16 protein-coding genes and 2 tRNA genes are annotated in these 18,213 nt (G+C 69.1%); 17 read left to right on the top strand and 1 reads right to left on the bottom strand.

Going from position 1 to position 18,213, the window contains the following annotated elements:
* Positions 1–82: 82 nt before the first annotated feature.
* The 17 genes from ACUYMY_RS10070 to ACUYMY_RS09990 all read left to right on the top strand — a co-directional run bounded on the left by ACUYMY_RS10070 (position 83) and on the right by ACUYMY_RS09990 (position 15,213).
* A complete protein-coding gene (locus tag ACUYMY_RS10070; protein WP_481703431.1) occupies positions 83–2,371 on the top strand; it encodes a carbon starvation CstA family protein in 2,289 nt (762 codons plus the stop codon).
* Positions 2,323–2,598: a YbdD/YjiX family protein gene (locus tag ACUYMY_RS10065; protein ID WP_481703430.1), complete on the top strand. Its 276-nt coding sequence runs from the start codon at positions 2,323–2,325 to the stop codon at positions 2,596–2,598. Before ACUYMY_RS10070 ends, ACUYMY_RS10065 begins: the two co-directional genes overlap by 49 nt.
* A 25-nt stretch (positions 2,599–2,623) precedes the next feature.
* Complete coding sequence (locus ACUYMY_RS10060; protein WP_481703429.1) at positions 2,624–3,802, top strand: histidine kinase; 1,179 nt, start codon at positions 2,624–2,626, stop codon at positions 3,800–3,802.
* Entirely contained in the window at positions 3,799–4,569 is a 771-nt protein-coding gene (locus ACUYMY_RS10055; RefSeq protein ID WP_481703428.1) for a LytR/AlgR family response regulator transcription factor, read from the top strand. Before ACUYMY_RS10060 ends, ACUYMY_RS10055 begins: the two co-directional genes overlap by 4 nt.
* Positions 4,566–4,985 carry a DUF4212 domain-containing protein gene (locus tag ACUYMY_RS10050; protein ID WP_481703427.1) on the top strand — a complete coding sequence of 140 codons (420 nt, stop codon included), beginning with the start codon at positions 4,566–4,568 and terminating at the stop codon, positions 4,983–4,985. The genes ACUYMY_RS10055 and ACUYMY_RS10050 overlap by 4 nt, the downstream gene beginning before the upstream one ends.
* Positions 4,982–6,439 carry a sodium/solute symporter gene (locus ACUYMY_RS10045; RefSeq protein ID WP_481703426.1) on the top strand — a complete coding sequence of 486 codons (1,458 nt, stop codon included), beginning with the start codon at positions 4,982–4,984 and terminating at the stop codon, positions 6,437–6,439. Before ACUYMY_RS10050 ends, ACUYMY_RS10045 begins: the two co-directional genes overlap by 4 nt.
* A gap of 34 nt (positions 6,440–6,473) precedes the next feature.
* Positions 6,474–7,436, top strand: coding sequence for a hypothetical protein (locus ACUYMY_RS10040; protein ID WP_481703425.1), 963 nt, complete (start codon positions 6,474–6,476; stop codon positions 7,434–7,436).
* 54 nt (positions 7,437–7,490) lie between these two features.
* Positions 7,491–7,973, top strand: coding sequence for a ribose-5-phosphate isomerase (locus tag ACUYMY_RS10035; protein ID WP_481703424.1), 483 nt, complete (start codon positions 7,491–7,493; stop codon positions 7,971–7,973).
* A gap of 17 nt (positions 7,974–7,990) precedes the next feature.
* Positions 7,991–8,914 carry an Fpg/Nei family DNA glycosylase gene (locus ACUYMY_RS10030; protein ID WP_481703423.1) on the top strand — a complete coding sequence of 308 codons (924 nt, stop codon included), beginning with the start codon at positions 7,991–7,993 and terminating at the stop codon, positions 8,912–8,914.
* 47 nt (positions 8,915–8,961) lie between these two features.
* Positions 8,962–9,032 (top strand) — tRNA-Gly (locus ACUYMY_RS10025).
* A gap of 161 nt (positions 9,033–9,193) precedes the next feature.
* Entirely contained in the window at positions 9,194–9,976 is a 783-nt protein-coding gene (locus ACUYMY_RS10020) for a glycoside hydrolase family 16 protein (protein ID WP_481703422.1), read from the top strand.
* Between the two features lie 79 nt (positions 9,977–10,055).
* A tRNA-Pro gene (locus tag ACUYMY_RS10015) sits at positions 10,056–10,130 on the top strand.
* Positions 10,131–10,196: 66 nt separating this feature from the next.
* A complete protein-coding gene (tig, locus tag ACUYMY_RS10010; protein WP_481703421.1) occupies positions 10,197–11,576 on the top strand; it encodes a trigger factor in 1,380 nt (459 codons plus the stop codon).
* 221 nt (positions 11,577–11,797) lie between these two features.
* Positions 11,798–12,424 (top strand): ATP-dependent Clp protease proteolytic subunit, encoded by a 627-nt coding sequence (locus tag ACUYMY_RS10005; RefSeq protein WP_481703420.1) that lies wholly within the window; start codon positions 11,798–11,800, stop codon positions 12,422–12,424.
* Between the two features lie 30 nt (positions 12,425–12,454).
* Complete coding sequence (locus ACUYMY_RS10000) at positions 12,455–13,114, top strand: ATP-dependent Clp protease proteolytic subunit (RefSeq protein WP_481703419.1); 660 nt, start codon at positions 12,455–12,457, stop codon at positions 13,112–13,114.
* A gap of 116 nt (positions 13,115–13,230) precedes the next feature.
* Positions 13,231–14,520 (top strand): ATP-dependent Clp protease ATP-binding subunit ClpX, encoded by a 1,290-nt coding sequence (clpX, locus tag ACUYMY_RS09995; RefSeq protein ID WP_481703418.1) that lies wholly within the window; start codon positions 13,231–13,233, stop codon positions 14,518–14,520.
* 69 nt (positions 14,521–14,589) lie between these two features.
* Positions 14,590–15,213: a mycothiol-dependent nitroreductase Rv2466c family protein gene (locus tag ACUYMY_RS09990; protein WP_481703417.1), complete on the top strand. Its 624-nt coding sequence runs from the start codon at positions 14,590–14,592 to the stop codon at positions 15,211–15,213.
* A 362-nt stretch (positions 15,214–15,575) separates the two neighbouring features.
* Here the strand turns inward: ACUYMY_RS09990 and valS are convergent, their stop codons facing one another.
* The gene (gene valS, locus ACUYMY_RS09985) at positions 15,576–18,200 is read right to left on the bottom strand and encodes a valine--tRNA ligase (protein WP_481703416.1); all 2,625 of its coding nucleotides are present in this window, start codon (positions 18,198–18,200) and stop codon (positions 15,576–15,578) included.
* Positions 18,201–18,213 lie beyond the last annotated feature (13 nt).

Raw genomic sequence — 18,213 nt, 5'->3', positions numbered from 1 at the left:
CTGGTCGTTCGGACCCTCCGCACGGTGGTGTGGGCTTCCTACCGTGTGACCTACGCAACGGTGCGAACCCAGGAGGACCCCCATGACGTCAGAGCTCCGGCACACGACGATCGAACCCGACGCCCGCGACCCGCTCGAGCCAGATCCGAGCCTCCCGCCAACGGCGGTCCCGGACGAGGAGCTGACGGGGGAGAGCACGTGGACCCTGCCGAGGATTCTGCTGTGGACGGCGGTGGCCCTGCTCGGCGGGGTCGCATGGGGGATGATCGCACTGCTCCGCGGCGAGACCGTCAACGCGATCTGGTTCGTCTTCGCGGCAGTGTGCAGCTACCTGATCGGCTACCGCTTCTACTCGAAGGTCATCCAGCGGTATGTCACGCGTCCGGATGACCGTCGCGCAACGCCTGCCGAAGTCAAGGCCGATGGCAAGGACTACGTCCCCACCGATCGCCGGGTCCTCTTCGGCCACCACTTCGCCGCGATCGCCGGCGCCGGCCCCCTCGTCGGCCCCGTGCTCGCCGCCCAGATGGGCTACCTCCCCGGCACCCTCTGGATCATCGTCGGCGTCATTCTCGCCGGCGCCGTCCAGGACTACCTGGTGCTCTTCTTCTCGATGCGCCGCGGAGGGCGCACGCTCGGCCAGATGGCACGTGACGAGCTCGGCAGGATCGGCGGCACGGCCGCGATGGTTGCCGCCCTGCTGATCATGCTCATCATCATCGCGATCCTCGCGCTCGTCGTCGTCAACGCCCTCGGCGAAAGCCCTTGGGGAGTGTTCAGCGTCTCGATGACCATCCCGATCGCGCTCTTCATGGGGGTCTACCTGCGCTACCTGCGGCCGGGCAGGATCACCGAAGTCTCAGTCATCGGCTTCGGGATGCTCCTGGCCGCCATCGTGGCGGGAGGGTGGGTTGCCGCCACGCCATGGGGAGCGGAGCTCTTCCACCTCAATCGGACGGCGATCGCGTGGGGCGTCATCGTGTACGGCTTCGTCGCAGCGATCCTGCCGGTCTGGCTGCTGCTCGCCCCTCGGGACTACCTCTCGACGTTCATGAAGGTCGGGGTCATCGTCATGCTCGCCGGGGCCATTGTGCTCGTCCGTCCCGAGGTCGCGGTGCCCGCATTCAGCGAGTTCGCGGGCGGTGAGCGCGGGCCCGTGTTCTCCGGTTCCCTGTTCCCCTTCTTGTTCGTGACGATCGCCTGCGGTGCCCTGTCGGGGTTCCACGCGCTGATCGCCTCGGGGACGACGCCGAAGCTCATCGAGAAGGAGCGCCAGACGCGCTTCATCGGATACGGCGGCATGCTCATGGAGTCGTTCGTTGCGATCATGGCGCTCGTTGCGGCCATCTCGCTCGACCGCGGCATCTACTTCGCGATGAACTCCTCCGCCGCGGCCACCGGCGGAACCGTCGAGGGTGCCGTCGCCTTCGTCAACTCGCTCGGCCTCGCCGGGGTCAACCTGACGCCCGACATGCTGACCTCGACGGCTGCGGCGGTCGGCGAGGAGTCGATCGTCTCCCGAACGGGCGGGGCTCCGACCCTCGCCCTCGGCCTGGCGCAGATCATGCAGCAGGCCTTCGGCGGAGCGGCCATGGCGGGCTTCTGGTACCACTTCGCGATCATGTTCGAGGCGCTCTTCATCCTCACGGCCGTCGACGCCGGAACCCGTGTGGCGCGCTTCATGCTGCAGGACTCCATCGGCAACGTCCTTCCGAGATTCAAGGACACCGCCTGGCGCCCAGGCGTCTGGATCACGACCGGCATCATGGTGGCTGGGTGGGGGTACATCCTGATCCTGGGAGTCACGGATCCCCTCGGAGGCATCAACACCTTCTTCCCGCTGTTCGGCATCGCCAACCAGCTGCTGGCGGTGATCGCCCTGGCCGTGGTGCTGGCGATCGTCGCGAAGAGGGGACGCAGCTACTTCAGGTGGCTCTGGATCGTGGCCCTGCCGCTCGCGTTCACCGCGGTCGTCACGATCAGCGCGTCGATGTTCAAGATCTTCTCGCCTGTGCCGCAGGTGGGCTACTGGGCCAACCACGTGGCCTTCCGGAATGCCCTCGATGCGGGCGAGACCTCCTTCGGCACGGCACGGACGGTCGAGGCCATGGAGGCCGTCGTGCGAAACACCTTCGTGCAGGGCACCCTGTCGGTCGTGTTCGTCACGTTGGCGATCGTCGTGCTCGTGGCCTCGGTCATCTCGACCGCGAAGGCCCTGCGGAACGGCGGCGGCGACAACCTCGAGGACCCGCCCGTGGCATCCCGCCGTTTTGCTCCGGCCGGACTCGTCGCCACCAAGGCGGAGAAGGCGATCGAGGACGCATGGTCGACGCTTCCTGCGGGTCGGCGGCCCGAGGCGGTGCATCACTGATGTCGTCACTCGGTACGTCGGTCGGTATGTCGATCCGGCCTCTTTCCCGCGTGGCCCGGGCCGTGCGCTGGTACGTGCAGGAGCTTATGGGCGAAAGCTCGTATCGGAGATATCTTGAACATCACCTAGCACACCAGGGCATCGACCACCCTCCGCTGAGCGAACGCGAGTTCTGGCGGCGGAGGATGGATGACCAGGACCGCAACCCGGGAGCCCGCTGCTGCTGACGTTCGACGTGACGAGGAGCCGCACATGATCGAGGATGTGTGGCTCCTCGTCTTCGCCGGCACCGGCATTGGCGCGGCAGCGACCCTCCTGCTCCAACTCCTGTGGAGGCTCGCCCGGGGCTCGCGTGATCTTGGCAGCGATGCGGAACGTGCGACGTTCCGGACGCTCTCGCTCGCATCGCGCGCTGCAGTGCACCTGCGCGGTGGCCTCGAGAACGGCGACCTGCATCGTGCCGCCCGTTCCTTGCGTCTGCTGCTCGGCAGCGATGCCATCGCCATCGCCGATCGGCATGGCATCGTGTCGATCGACGGGCGGGCGAATCTCTCGGACGCAGCATGGCAGGTGGCGTCCAGCGTCATCTCGACGGGCCAGGCGCAGCTGCTCGCCGATGCCGACTCCCATGCAGTCGGAGCGCCGATCGTCGCGAACGGGCGGGCCGTTGGCGTCATCGTGGCGTTCGCCGCCAAGGTGCGGCCTCCCCTCGTGCGGGCAACGACCGAAGTCGCCACGTGGTGCGGCGCCCAGATCGAACTCGGCGAGCTCGAGACCTCCCGTGCCGCCCTCGCCGAGGCCGAGCTGCGCGCCCTGCGCGCGCAGATCAGCCCGCACTTCATCTACAACGCACTGGGCGCCATTGCCTCGTACATCAGCACCGACCCCGAACGCGCCCGGGACCTCGTGCTGGACTTCGCCGACTTCACCAGGTACTCCTTTCGGCGGCAGGGGGAGTTCACGACGCTGGCCGAGGAGCTCAAGAGCGTTCACTCCTACGTCGAGCTTGAGCGCGCCCGCTTCGAGGAGCGCCTGAGCGTCACCCTCCAGATAGCCCCCGAGACGCTGGCGACCGTCATCCCCTTCCTCAGCGTTCAGCCCCTCGTCGAGAACGCGGTGCGGCATGGGCTCGAGCCTCGGGAGCGCGGCGGAACCATCGTGATCGCCGCGCACGACGACGGCACCCACACCGAGATCAGCGTCGACGACGACGGTGTCGGTATGCAGCCGGCGCAGCTTCGGGCGCTGCTCACGGCCAGTGGGCCGACGGACCACGTCGGCCTGCGCAACGTGGATGCCCGGGTGCGGCGCATCTACGGCGACGACCACGCGCTGGTGATCGAGACCAATCCCGGTGCAGGGACGATGGTGCGCATGCGCATCCCCAAATCCCAGCCGTTCAATGAGACTGAAAGGGCCCTGAACCGATGAACCCGGCCAGCGATCCAGACCCCGGCACGGGGGCAGGAGCGCTCGATGTGCTCATCGCCGACGATGAGCGTCCCGTGCTGGACGAGCTCGAGCTGCTGCTGCGCCGCGACTCCCGTATCCGGCACATCCGGCGGGCATCGTCGGGATCCGAGGCGCTGCGCCTGCTCGCGGAGCAAGCAGTGGATGCCGCGTTCCTCGACATCCACATGCCCGGGCTCTCGGGCTTCGATCTGGCGCGCGCCCTCTCCCGGTTCAGCGCGCCGCCGGCGATCGTGTTCGTCACCGCCGACGAAGCGGGGGCACTCGAAGCGTTCGATGTCGCCGCCGTCGACTACATCCTCAAACCGATCCGCCGCGAAAGGCTGCACCGTGCCATCGGTCGCATCCTCGCCGGACGGGAGCCTGCCGAGGAGCCCGAAGCCCTCGACGACGAGAGCATCCCCGTGCGCGTCGGGCACAACTTGCACGTCGTCCACCGTAGCGACGTGCGATGGGTGCAGGCGCAGGGCGACTACTCTCGGCTCGTCACCGACACGGACAGTCACCTGGTCCGCGAGACCATCTCCGAGCTCGAGGAGCGTTGGGCGGGGGCGGGCTTCCTCCGCGTCCACCGCTCATTCCTCGTCGACCGCTCGGCGATCAGGGCCGTGCGACTGACCGGATCACACCCCTCCGTCACGATTGCAGGCGAGGAGATCCCGGTCAGCCGGCGATCGATCGCCGCGGTCCGCGAAGCGATCCTGCAGACACCCGAGGACCGACGATGACCGACGCGGAGGAGACGCAGAACGGCGCCCCTGCCGAGCGGCGGCGCGGCAACGGCAGGCCGGTTCGCGAGCGGGTCACATCCGCGGACCTGACTCCGAACCGGGCCCAGCCCCTGGTGCGGATCGGCAGCAAGCAGGTCGGCGAGCCCCAGAGGGTGTTCACGCGCAGCCTGATGCGCACCCAGCTGCGCCTGGCCCTGGCCTGCCTGGTTTCCTTCCTGGCCGCGGTGGCCTTCTTCTCGTTCCTCATCACAGAGGTTCCAGCGCTGCGCGAGGTGGCGATCGCCGGCGTGCCTCTCCCGTGGCTCATGCGGGCCTACGGCTTCTACCCGATCATCATCGTCTCCGCGGTGGTCTACGCGATTGCCGCCGTGCGGATCGAACGACGGTTCGCGGCCCTCGTGGAGGATGATTGAACCCCCTGCTCATCGGGGGCGCGATTGCGGCGGTGCTGGTCATCACGGCCGTGATCGGCATGTACGGCCTGCGCATCTCACGCACCACGAGTGACTTCTTCGTCGCCTCGCGCACAGTCCGCCCGGTCTGGAACGCCTCCGCCATCAGCGGCGAATACCTCTCCGCGGGAACCTTCCTCGGCCTCTCGGGACTCGTCCTGCTCTCTGGCTCCGACGCGTTCTGGTTCCCCATCGGCTACGCGGCGGGATACCTTCTCGTCCTGATGCTCGTGGCCAGCCCTCTGCGTCGCAGCGGCGCCTACACCATCCCCGACTTCGTCCACGCGCGGCTGGACTCCATCGCCGCGCGGCGGATCACGAGCGTGCTGGTGCTCGTGATCGGCTGGCTCTACATCGTGCCGCAGCTGCATGGTGCGGCGCTCGCCATCACGGTCGTGGCCGACATCCCACGCTGGGTCGGTGCAGTCGCGGTCGCCGTCGTCGTCAGCGGCTCGGTCGCGGCCGGTGGGATGCGGTCCATCACCTTCGTGCAGGCATTCCTGTTCTGGCTGAAGCTAGGGGCGCTCGCGGTTCCCGCCGTCTTCTTCATGATCACCCTCAGCGGACGCGAGCCGAGCATCGACCCCACGCTCGTCTTCCCGGCCGACAGCGGTTCGAACGGGCTCGGCACCTACCTCACCGTTTCGCTGCTGCTCGCCCTGCTCTGCGGCACGATCGGCCTTCCCCACGTCGTCGTGCGCTTCTACACGAGCCCCACAGGGAACTCCGCCCGATGGACGACCGTCATCGTCATCGTGCTGATCAGTGCCTTCTACATGACCTCGGGCACGATCGGCCTCATTGCCCGGGTCACCGCACCGGATCTCGCACAGCCAGACGTTGCCGACACCGTCGCGCTCCTGCTCCCATCGCGGCTCATCCCGGGCACGGTCGGAGACCTGCTCACGGCACTCGTGGTCGCCGGGGCACTGGCCGCGTTCCTCGGAACGTCCTCTGGCCTCGTCGTGTCGCTGTCGAGCGTCGTCAGCCAGGACCTCTTCCACGGCACTGTCCGCTCGTTCCGGTGGGCGGCCCTGTTCTCGAGCGCGGTGCCGCTCGCCGTCGCGGTGGCGACTGTCCCGCAGGCGCTCGTCACCTCCGTCGCCAACGTCTTCGTGTTCGCCGCCTCTGCGCTCACACCGGTCATCGTGCTCGGGATCTGGTGGCGGCCCCTCACCGCGCGAGGGGCGATTGCCGGGATGCTGGTCGGGACAGTGCTCTGCGCCGCCGCGCTCACCGCGGCGTCGCTGCTCGGGCGGCAGGCCGGCCCTGCGGCCGCTGTTCTCGCCCAGCCCGGGGCGTGGACGATCACCGCCAGCACGCTGACCACGATCGCCGTCTCGCTGCTCGACCGCCGGAAGCCGCCGAACACCGAACGGATGCTGAGCCGGCTGCACACCCCCGAGCTCCGCTGAGCGTCGTGGCGTTCCCGTGCAGTAGCGTGGGGGCATGGCCAGCGGGACGGAGCAGAAGTGGGACCGGCGGGCCCTGCGCTTCGCGCTCATGTTCCCCCTCCTGCTCGGCGCCGGCTTCGCCCTCGCCGCCTTCACCTTCCGCGGCCGCGTACCCGAGCCGGTCGCGTTCCTGTGGGACGCCGACGGCGGGCGCGCCTTCGTCCCGTTCGCCGGCTATCTCGCTGGCGGCGCTGGTGTCGTAGCCCTTGTCGGCGCGCTCGCGTGCCTCCCGGCGGCGCGGCTGTCCAGGCCGCCGATCGCGCGCAGGATCATGATGGGCGGGGGCGTCGGATTGGCCATGTTCCTCACGACCGTCCTCGCCGCGGGCCTCATGGGCCAGGTCGGGCTGGCCGACGCGCACGAGTCCCGCCCGGACGCCATCGTCCTGGCCATGGGCAGCGGCGCGACCCTCGCCCTCGCCGTCGTCATGATGATGGCCTTCAAGCCCGACGAGCAGTGGAGCCCCCGGGACGAGGCCGCCCTCCTGGCCGAGCTCGAGCCGGAGCGCACCCGATCGACGTTCGTGTACTGGGCCCATGCGCGCTCCTCGGTCTTCGTCATGCTGAGCGTGATCGCAGTCCAGCTGTCCCTGCTGCTCCTGCTCGTCTCCGTCTGGATCAGCGCGCTCCTGACGCTCGCGGGGCTCGTCGCAGCGGCATCCCTCGTGCTGCGGGTGTCGGTGAGCCCGGAGCGGGTCCGGCTGCGCGCGGGAGGGCTCGTTCCCGTCCTGTCCTTCGCCCCGGAAAGCGTCCTGCGGGCCGGGGCGCGCGACGTCGCCGCACGCGAGTTCGGCGGCTGGGGCTACCGCCGGCGCGGCGCCGACACCTCCGTGCTCGTCGCGAGCGGCCGAGCCGTCGAGGTGATCCTCGAGGACGGGCGCCGGTGCACGTTCTCCGGCCGTGATGCCGAGACGTCGCAGCGGGTCGTCGAGGTGCTCCGGGCATCCTCCGGCGCGTAGGCTTGACTCCGGTCCGTCAGGGCCCCGAGAGCCGCCCACAGAGAGAGGAACGCCGTGCCCAAGCCGCGCGTCCACATTGCCACCGACCACGCGGGGATGGAGCTGAGCGCCCACCTCGCCGAGCACCTGCGCGGCCAGGGCTTCGAGGTCGTCGACCACGGCCCGACGGAGTACGACCCGCTCGACGACTACCCGGCCTTCTGCATCAACGCGGCCCGCGCCGTCGTCGCCGACCAGGAGGCAGGCACCCACGCGCTCGGGATCGTCCTCGGCGGCTCCGGCAACGGCGAGCAGATCGCCGCGAACAAGGTCAAGGGCGTCCGCGCCGCGCTGGCCTGGAACCTCGACACGGCGCGCCTCGCCCGGGAGCACAACGACGCGAACGTCATCGCCGTCGGCGGCCGGCAGCACAGCCTCGAGGAGGCCACCGCGATCATCGAGGCCTTCCTCACCGAGCCCTTCAGCAACGACGAGCGCCACGTGCGCCGCATCGGCAAGATCGCGACGTACGAGACCACCGGCGAGATCGTCGAGTGACTGCCGAGTAGCCACCGTTGCCTGAGGGTCACTCCGTCCACCGCCTCGCGCGCCAGTTCACGGACGTCTTCGCCGGCCAGCGGCTCGCCGTCACGAGCCCCCAGGGCCGCTTCGCCGCCGGCGCTGCCCTGCTCGACAGCCGCGTCCTGCTCGGCGCCCGCGCGCACGGCAAGCAGCTCTTCCTCCGCTTCGAGGGCGGCCTCGTCCTGAGGGTCCACCTCGGCCTGTATGGGGCATGGGACTTCGGCGGGGACGAGACGTTCCGCGGGGCCTCGAGCATTGGCGCCCCGCGGCGCGTCGGGGAGCGGGAGATCGCGGACCACGGCGTGCTGCCGGCCGGCGGGGCGCGCGGGGCGGCGGAGCCGCCGGCGCCCGTCGGGGCCGTCCGGGTCAGGCTCGTGTCCGAGCACGGCTGGGCCGACCTGCGGGGCGCGAGCGTGTGCGCGGCGGAGACCGAGGCCGAGGCCGAGGCGGTGCGGGCGAGGCTGGGGCCGGACCCGCTCCACGCTGATCCCCTCGATGGCAAGGAGGCCACGGCGGGCGGCGAGGAGTTCGCCCGCCGGATCACGCGCCGTCGGACGCCCGTCGGCCAGCTGCTCATGGACCAGGCGGTCGTCGCTGGGATCGGCAACGTCTACCGCGCCGAGCTGCTCTTCCGGGCCGGGCTCGACCCTGCGCTGCCGGGCGTGCACCTCGGCGCGGAGCGGGCCCGCGCCCTGTGGCTCGACGCGTGTGCGGCCCTCGCGCAGGGCGTCCGGGACGGGCGCATCATCACGACCGATCCCGCGCTCTGGCCACAGACGGGTGAGCTGCCCCCGGCCGACCATGCCCACTACGTGTACCGGCGCCACGGGCTTCCCTGCCGCCGCTGCGGCTCCGAGGTGGCCCTGGCCGAGGCTGCCGGCAGGAAGCTCTACTGGTGCCCGGCGTGCCAGGCGTGAGGGGATTTGACAGAGGGCGGCCCCGGCGGCTTTAGTGGAAGGCGCTCGGGGACGTAGCTCAATGGTAGAGCCTCAGTCTTCCAAACTGATTACGCGGGTTCGATTCCCGTCGTCCCCTCTGAGTTCCCGCAGGTCAGAGGCGGATCGGAAGACCACTGTTGATGTGGTCTTCCGATCCTCCGCTGGCGGGGTGATGCCCCCTACAATCACTGTGACGCACACCATCCTCGGCGCCGATGACGCGCAGGATCCTCGGCGCCTCCTCGCCAGGAGGATGACATGTCCGGGAGGAAGGCACTGGCTGCGGCAGGGGCGGGACTCGCGCTCCTGCTCTCCGGCTGCACCGCGACGTCGACGCCGACCCCGACTCCGATCTCGGAAGACGGGGCGACTGCTGCGGCGGCCTTCGACTGGGGCGCTCCAGTAGCGGGGGACGAGTTCAACTACACCGGCCCGCCAGAGGCGGCCAAGTGGAACGTCTACAACGGCGCGGGCCACGACGGCAAGGGAATCCGCAGTCCTCAGCAGGCGTCTGTTGACGGCTCCAAGCTCGTCATCACCGGCACCCACGGCGGCACCACCGCTGGCTTGAGCGCGAAGTTCGCCAACCAGAAGTACGGACGCTGGGAGGTCCGGGCAGCAGGCTCGGGCGACGACGAGTACCACATGGTCTCGATCCTGTGGCCTGACAGTGAGAATTGGCCGTGCGACGGCGAGGTCGACTACGCCGAGACCACCGGCGACTGGAACGCTATCCACTTCTTCCTGCACTACTCCTGCTCCAACTCACAGGTGCAGGCAGCGAAGGCCCTGGACGTGTCCCAGTTCCACAACTACGCCGTGGACTGGTCCCCTGCGGGGATGGTCGGCTACGTGGACGGGGTGGAGTGGTTCCGCGACACCGACCCTGCTCACCAGCCGCCCGGTTCGATGCACCAGACGCTGCAGCTCGACTGGTTCCCCGACGGGACCGCGGACGGCGCGGGGCAGATGCTGGTGGACTGGGTCCGGGTGTACGCGGCGGGCGGCGAAACCCCGACGCCTGCATCGCCCTCCCCCTGATCGGAGGGGCCCACCCGCGTCCCGGGCCCAATGTGCATTGCCGCGTTGCGTCACTGTATCGTGGTCTGTGCACCAAAGACGGGGTGTAGCTCAGCTTGGCTAGAGCGCCTGCTTTGGGAGCAGGAAGTCGCAGGTTCAAATCCTGTCACCCCGACAGTCGCGTCCTGAGGCAGACGGCCCAGGGCGGCACCCCCATCCGACCATCCAGGAGAGCCACGCTGTGAAGAGCGCTGCCGAGAACCTCAGCCCCACCCGGGTCAAGCTCAACGTCGAGGTCCCGTTCGACGAACTGAAGCCGAACATCGACGCCGCCTACAAGGCCGTCGCTGAGCAGATCCAGGTCCCGGGCTTCCGCAAGGGCAAGGTCCCGGCCCGCCTCATCGACCAGCGCGTCGGCCGCGGCTACGTCCTCGAGACGGCCATCAACGAGGGCCTCAACGACTGGTACCAGCAGGCCGTTGCCGAGACGGGCATCCGCCCGCTCGCGCGCCCCGAGGTCGAGATCACCGAGGTTCCCGACCCGTCCGCCACCGACGGCGAGCTCAAGTTCACCGTCGAGGTCGACGTGCGCCCCGAGGTCGAGCTGCCCGACTACTCCGGCATCAAGGTCGACGTCGCTGCCGCCGAGGCCTCCGACGAGGACGTCGAGAAGGCCCTCGACGAGCTCCGCGGCCGCTTCGGCACGCTCAAGCCCGTCGACCGCCCGGCCCAGGCCAAGGACTTCCTCACGATCGACATCACCGCGTCGATCGAGGGCGAGGAGGTCGACTCCGCATCGGGCCTCTCCTACGAGGTCGGCTCCGGCACGATGCTCGAGGGCCTCGACGAGGCCGTGACCGGCCTCTCCGTCGGCGAGGAGGCCGTGTTCGAGACGAAGCTGGCCGGCGGCGAGCACGCCGGCGAGGACGCCTCCGTCAAGGTCAAGGTCACCGCGGTCAAGGAGCGCGAGCTCCCCGAGGCCGACGACGACTTCGCCCAGCTCGCGTCCGAGTTCGACACGATCGCCGAGCTCCGCGAGGACCTCACGAAGCAGGCGGCCCAGTCCAAGGTCGTCGGCCAGGGCGTCGAGGCCCGCGACAAGGTCCTCGACAAGCTCGTCGAGCTCATCGAGGTGCCCGTCCCCGAGGCCGTCCTGGCCGAGCAGGTCGAGTCGCACTTCAACCAGGCCAATGGCGGCCACGCGGCCGGCGAGGACCACGACACCGAGGAGCACCGCGCCGAGGTCCAGGCCAACACGGAGCGCGCCTTCAAGAACGAGGTCATCCTCGACGCGATCGCGGACAAGGAGGAGATCGGCGTCTCCCAGTCCGAGCTCATCGAGTACCTCGTCACGACCGCGAGCCAGTACGGCATGGACCCGAACCAGTTCGCGCAGATCATGGACCAGTCCGGCCAGGTCCCGATGATGGTCGGCGAGGTCCGCCGCCGCAAGGCACTCGCCGTCGTCCTCGGCCAGGCCGAGGTCACCGACTCCGAGGGCAACCCCGTCGACCTGAGCGAGTTCGTCCGCCCCGCCGGCGAGGAGCCGGCCGCGGAAGCGGCTGGCGAGGAGGCCGCAGAGGTCGTCCCGAGCGACGACCCCGCCGCCGCCAAGTTCTAGAGGCACGCCGTCCGGTCCGTTGGACCCGGCCGGCTTCCACGGCCGCCGCGCCCAGCCATGCGCTGGGCGCGGCGGCCGTTCCGCATGGGCCTGCATGGCAGCCCGCGGGGGTATGCGCCGTCAGCGAACAGTGCCCGCGCGGGCGCCACGGGCACGCCGAAAGCGGCTAGTGTCCCTGTAGCAGCATTCGCACACTGCAGCAGATGGAGAAGGATCGCACCATGACCACCCAGCAGGAGAGCATGCCCCGGCTCGCAGCGCCCGCCGAGGCGAACGGCCAGGACAACTTCATCTACCAGCGGCTCCTCAAGGAGCGCATCATCTGGCTCGGCTCGGAGGTCCGGGACGAGAACGCCAACACCATCTGCTCCCAGCTCCTCCTCCTCTCGGCCGAGGACCCGGAGAAGGACATCTACCTCTACATCAACTCGCCCGGCGGGTCGGTCACGGCCGGGATGGCCATCTACGACACGATGCAGTTCATCCCGAACGACGTCGTCACCGTCGCGACCGGCCTCGCGGCCTCGATGGGGCAGTTCCTGCTCTCCTCCGGGACGAAGGGCAAGCGCTACGCGACGCCGCACGCCCGCATCCTCATGCACCAGCCGTCGGGCGGCATCGGGGGCACGGCCTCGGACATCAAGATCCAGGCCGAGCTCATCCTGCACATGAAGCGGGTCATGGCCGAGCTCACGGCGGAGCAGACGGGCCAGACGGTCGACACGATCCTCAAGGACAACGACCGCGACAAGTGGTTCACGGCGACAGAGGCCCTCGAATACGGGTTCTTCGACAAGATCGCCGCGCGTGCCGGGCACGTCTCCGGCGGCGGCGGAACCGACAAGTAGAGACGCCTGAGCAGGCAAGGAGCATTCGAGATGGACATGAGCATGGGCGTCAACCCCGCCGGCCTCCCCACGGCCCGCTACGTTCTCCCGCAGTTCGAGGAGCGCACCCCCTACGGCTTCAAGCGGCAGGACCCGTACACCAAGCTGTTCGAGGACCGCATCATCTTCATGGGCGTGCAGGTCGACGACGCGTCCGCCGACGACATCATGGCGCAGCTGCTCGTCCTCGAGGCGAACGATCCTGACCGGGACATCACGATGTACATCAACTCCCCGGGCGGCTCGTTCACCGCGATGACGGCGATCTACGACACGATGCAGTTCATCCGCCCGGAGATCCAGACCGTGTGCCTCGGCATGGCGGCCTCGGCGGCGGCCGTGATCCTGGCGGCGGGCACCCCGGGGAAGCGCCTCGCGCTGCCGAACTCCACGGTCATGATCCACCAGCCGGCCCTCTCGGGCGGCTCGGGCGGCCAGGCGACGGACCTCGAGATCCAGGCCCGCGAGGTCCTGCGCATGCGCGAGTGGCTCGAGCGCACGTGGGCCAAGCACACGAACAAGACCCCCGAGGAGATCAGCGCCGACATCGAGCGCGACAAGTTCCTCACGGCTGAGGAGGCCAGGGACTACGGGCTCGTGGACGAGGTCTTGCAGTCCCGGAAGATCCGCCCGAGCGCGATCGCGCGCTGAGGCCCTGCGGCGCCGGTGTCCGGTCGATCCGGACACCGGCGTCGTGCTTCCCGACGAGTGTCGGCGGGGTGGCCTACAGTGGGAAGGTCACAGCTTCTGCAGAAGGGAAACGACGAATGGCGCGCATAGGCGAGAGCGCAGACCTGCTGAAGTGTTCCTTCTGCGGGAAGAGCCAGAAGCAGGTCCGGAAGCTCATTGCCGGCCCCGGTGTCTACATCTGCGACGAGTGCATCGAGCTCTGCAACGAGATCATCGAGGAGGAGCTCGCGGAGGTCTCGGACCTCGGCTCGTTCGAGCTGCCCAAGCCGCGGGAGATCTTCGACTTCCTCCAGGAGTACGTGATCGGCCAGGAGCCCGCCAAGCGTGCCCTCGCCGTCGCCGTCTACAACCACTACAAGCGCATCCAGTCCGGCCATCCGTCGAAGTCGGGCTCGCTCGCCGAGGGGCACGCCCACGACGACGTCGAGGTCGCCAAGTCGAACATCCTCCTCATCGGCCCCACGGGCTGCGGCAAGACCTACCTCGCGCAGACCCTCGCGCGCCGCCTCAACGTCCCCTTCGCCGTCGCCGACGCCACGGCCCTGACCGAGGCCGGCTACGTGGGCGAGGACGTCGAGAACATCCTCCTCAAGCTCATCCAGGCCGCCGACTACGACGTCAAGAAGGCCGAGCAGGGCATCATCTACATCGACGAGATCGACAAGATCTCGCGCAAGAGCGAGAACCCCTCGATCACGCGAGACGTCTCCGGCGAGGGCGTCCAGCAGGCCCTGCTGAAGATCCTCGAGGGGACGGTGGCCTCGGTTCCGCCGCAGGGCGGGCGCAAGCACCCGCATCAGGAGTTCATCCAGATCGACACGACGAACGTCCTGTTCATCGTGGCGGGCGCGTTCGCGGGCCTCGAGGAGATCATCGGCCAGCGGGCGGGCAAGAAGGGCATCGGGTTCGGGGCGCCCCTGAGCTCGATCACGAAGCACGAGAGCACGTACGCGGACGTCATGCCCGAGGACCTGCTCAAGTTCGGGCTCATCCCCGAGTTCATCGGCCGCCTGCCCGTCATCACGACCGTCGAGAACCTCGACCGGACCGCGCTCATGCAGATCCTCACGCAGCCGAAGAACGCGCTCGTCAAGCAGTACCAGAAGATGTTCCACCTCGACGGGATCGAGCTGCACTTCGAGGACGAGGCCCTCGAGGCCGTCGCCGACCTGGCCCTCGACCGGGGCACCGGCGCGCGAGGACTCCGCGCCATCCTCGAGGAGGTCCTCCTCCCCGTCATGTTCGACCTCCCGAGCCGCGACGACATCGCGGGTGCGGTCGTGACGCGTGACGTGGTGCTGGGGAAGGCCCAGCCGACGCTGATCCCGCACAGCGTCGTCGCCAAGCGGCGGAACAAGTCCGCCTGAGACTCCAGTGCCCGGCGGCGCGCCGGGCCCCACACCCTGCACGAGCAGCAGCGCAAGGAGAGCACACCCATGACCGCTGAGGCCTCAGCCGCGAAGCAGACGGCAGACTTCTGGTTCGACCCCGCGTGCCCGTTCGCCTGGGTCACGTCGAGGTGGATCGAGGAGGTCGAGAAGGTCCGCGACATCGACACGCGGTGGCACGTCATGAGCCTTTCGGTGCTCAACGAGGGCCGCGAACTCGACCATGACTACCAGCGCCGCATGGACGAGAACTGGGGGCCGGTCCGGGTCATCATCGCGGCCTCGGAGCTGCACGGGCCGGAGCACATCAAGCCGCTCTACGACGCGATGGGCACGCTCATCCACAACGAAGGCGTCACCGACCGGACGGAGGTGGTCCGCCGGGCCCTCGAGCAGGTCGGCCTGCCCGCGGAGCTGGCCTCGGCCGCTGACTCCGACGACTTCGACCCCCAGCTGCGCGCGAGCCACAAGGAGGGCATCGACAAGGTCGGCCAGGAGGTCGGGACCCCTATCGTGGCGTTCAACGGCACGGCCTTCTTCGGACCGGTCATTACGCGCGTCCCCGCGGGTGAGGAGGCCGGCCGGATGTGGGACGCGTCGGTGACGCTCGCCGCCAATCCCCACTTCTTCGAGATCAAGCGCACGCGCACCGAGCGGCCCAAGGCCGTCTGACAGCCGCGGGGGAGGGCGCTAAGGGCCCCCAGAACTACATGAGAGTAGTTTTCCCGAGGCCCTTGCGCACCCCCGTGAGGCGCATCACAATAATCAGTACCTCATCCGAGAGGATGAGGACGTGGAAACCAAAGATTCAGTGACAATTGTTCGACGCAGCCTCAGGCAAAGCCGACAATTGACCGCCAGTGACGGAGCGGTAAGACCTGGATTCCAAGGATTCCACCAGACTGCAAGAACGTCACCGCGCAGCCGAAAAGTCGAAGCCCCACCAACGTTCTCGCTGATGGGGCTTCCCCTTTGCCCGAATTCCGCCCGGACGCGGGGGCCGGCCCGGAGGGCCGGCCGCCGCTGCAGTTGGCCTAGGCCTCTGTCGGGGCGAGCTCGACGGCGCTCACCGTGAGCTCGTCGGCCCCGTTGACGAGCTCGATCGTACGGGCGTTGGCCGCCGCCCGCAGGTCTCCCAGGCCGCCCTCGAGCTGCGCGAGCTGCTCGGCCGGGGCCGAGACGACGGCGGAGAGCACTTCGGTGCGCTGCTTGACCTTCGCCTCGGACTTGGCCTTGCGGATGCCGGACAGCGCGGCGCCGACCGTCGGCAGCATGCCCGTGTCGCCGTCGGCCACGGCAACCGGCGAAGGCCACGCGGCGCGGTGCACCGAGCCCGAGCGCCACCAGCTCCACACCTCGTCGGTCGCGAAGGGCAGGATCGGGGCGAAGAGCCGCAGGAGCGCGTCGAGCGTCGTGGCGAGGGCCGCGAGGACCGAGGCCTTCTGCTCGTCGCCCTGGGCACCGTAGGCGCGGTCCTTGACGAGCTCGACATAGTCGTCGGTGAACTGCCAGAAGAAGGACTCGGTGATCTGCAGCGCCTTGGCCGGGTCATAGGCGGCGAAGGCAGCGCCGGCCTGCTCCACGACGTCAGCGAGCTGGGCGAGGAGCGCGCGGTCGAGGGCGTTGACGAGGACGGGGTCCGAGCCGTCAGCGAGGACGTCCGCCTCCGTCGCGCCGAGGCCGAGGACGAACTTGGACGCGTTGAGGATCTTGATCGCGAGGCGCCGGCCGATCTTCATCTGGGCGACCTCGAACGCCGTGTCCGCGCCGAGCCGGGCCGAGGCGGCCCAGTACCGGACGGCGTCCGCGCCGTACTCCTCGAGGATGTCCGTCGGGACCACGACGTTGCCCTTGGACTTGGACATCTTCTTGCGGTCAGGGTCGAGGACCCAGCCCGAGATCGCGGCGTGCTTCCACGGCACCTGGCCGTGCAGCTCCTCCGCGCGGACCACGGTCGCGAAGAGCCACGTGCGGATGATCTCGTGGGCCTGCGGGCGCAGGTCGAAGGGGAACACCTTGCTGTAGAACTCGTCGTCGGTGCTCCAGCCGCCCACGATCTGCGGCGTCAGCGAGGACGTCGCCCACGTGTCGAAGATGTCGGGATCGCCCGTGAAGCCGCCGGGGACGTCGCGCTGCGACTCCTCGTACCCGGGCGCCGGCTCCGCGACGGGGTCCACGGGGAGCGCCTCATCTGCGGGGACGATCGGCGAGGCGTAGTCCGGGTTGCCGTCCTCGTCGAGGCGGTACCAGACGGGGATCGGAACACCGAAGAAGCGCTGGCGCGAGATGAGCCAGTCGCCGTTGAGGCCCTCGACCCAGTTCTCGTAGCGCGAGCGCATGAACGCGGGATGCCACTCGAGCTCCCGGCCCCGCGTGATGAAGGTCGCCCGCCGGTCCTCGTCCCGGCCGCCATTGCGGATGTACCACTGGCGGCTCGTGACGACCTCGAGCGGCTTGTCGCCCTTCTCGTAGAAGTTCACGGGGTGCAGGATCTTCTTCGGCTCGCCGTCGAGGAGTCCGCGCTCGGTGAGCATCTTCACGACCGCCTCCTTGGCGGAGAACGCCGTCTTGCCCGCGATCTCGGCGTAGGCCTCCCGGCCCTCGTCGGTCGTGATCCAGTCCGGGGTCTCGCTCTGGATGCGGCCGTCGCGGCCGATGATGGCCCGCGTGGGCAGCTGGAGCTCGCGCCACCACGTGACGTCCGTGAGGTCGCCGAAGGTGCAGACCATTGCGATGCCCGAGCCCTTGTCGGGCTTCGCGAGCGGATGGGCCTTCACCTCGACCTCGACGCCGAAGAGCGGCGAGGTCACCTTCGTGCCGAAGAGGTGCTGGAAGCGCTCGTCGTCCGGGTGCGCGACGAGGGCCGCGCAGGCCGCGAGGAGCTCGGGGCGCGTCGTCTCGATGTGGATGGGCTCGCCGTCTGGCGTCGTGAAGGCGTAGCGGTAGTACGCGCCGGGGACCTCGCGGTCCTCGAGCTCTGCCTGGGCGACGGCGGTGCGGAACGTCACGTCCCACAGGGTCGGCGCCTCGGCGAGGTAGGCGTCGCCGTCCGCGAAGTTCTTGAGGAACGCCCGCTGGGACACCGCACGCGATGTCGCATCGATGGTCCGGTACGTCAGGTTCCAGTCGACCGAGAGGCCGAGCGTCTTGAAGAGGTGCTCGAAGACCTTCTCGTCCTCGACCGCGAGCTCCTCGCACAGCTCGATGAAGTTCCGGCGCGAGACGACGTCGAAGTCGCGCTGGTTCTTGGCGGGCTGCGCCGGCGGGCGGTAGTCGGCGTCGTACGGAATCGAGGGGTCGCAGCGCACGCCGTAGTAGTTCTGCACGCGCCGCTCGGTCGGCAGGCCGTTGTCGTCCCAGCCCATCGGGTAGAACACGTTCTTGCCCGTCATGCGCTGGTAGCGCGCGAGCAGGTCGGTCTGCGTGAAGGAGAACATGTGGCCGACATGCAGGGAGCCCGAGGCCGTGGGTGGGGGAGTGTCGATCGAGTAGACCTGCTCCCGCGTGGTCTCGGGGTCGAACCGGTAGGTCCCCTCTGCGAGCCAGCGCTCGGTGAGCTTGGACTCGAGGCCCTCGAGGGCCGGCTTGTCGGGAACTGTCGTTCGGGTGTGCAGGGTGCTTCCGGGCGTGTCTGTACCCGCGGTGGCTGCTTCAGGCATGGGCCCAATTCTT

This window comes from Sinomonas sp. T428B, from assembly GCF_056780155.1.
The sequence above is the reverse complement of the archived record's forward strand: the minus strand, read 5'-3'. Positions and strand labels throughout refer to the sequence as shown.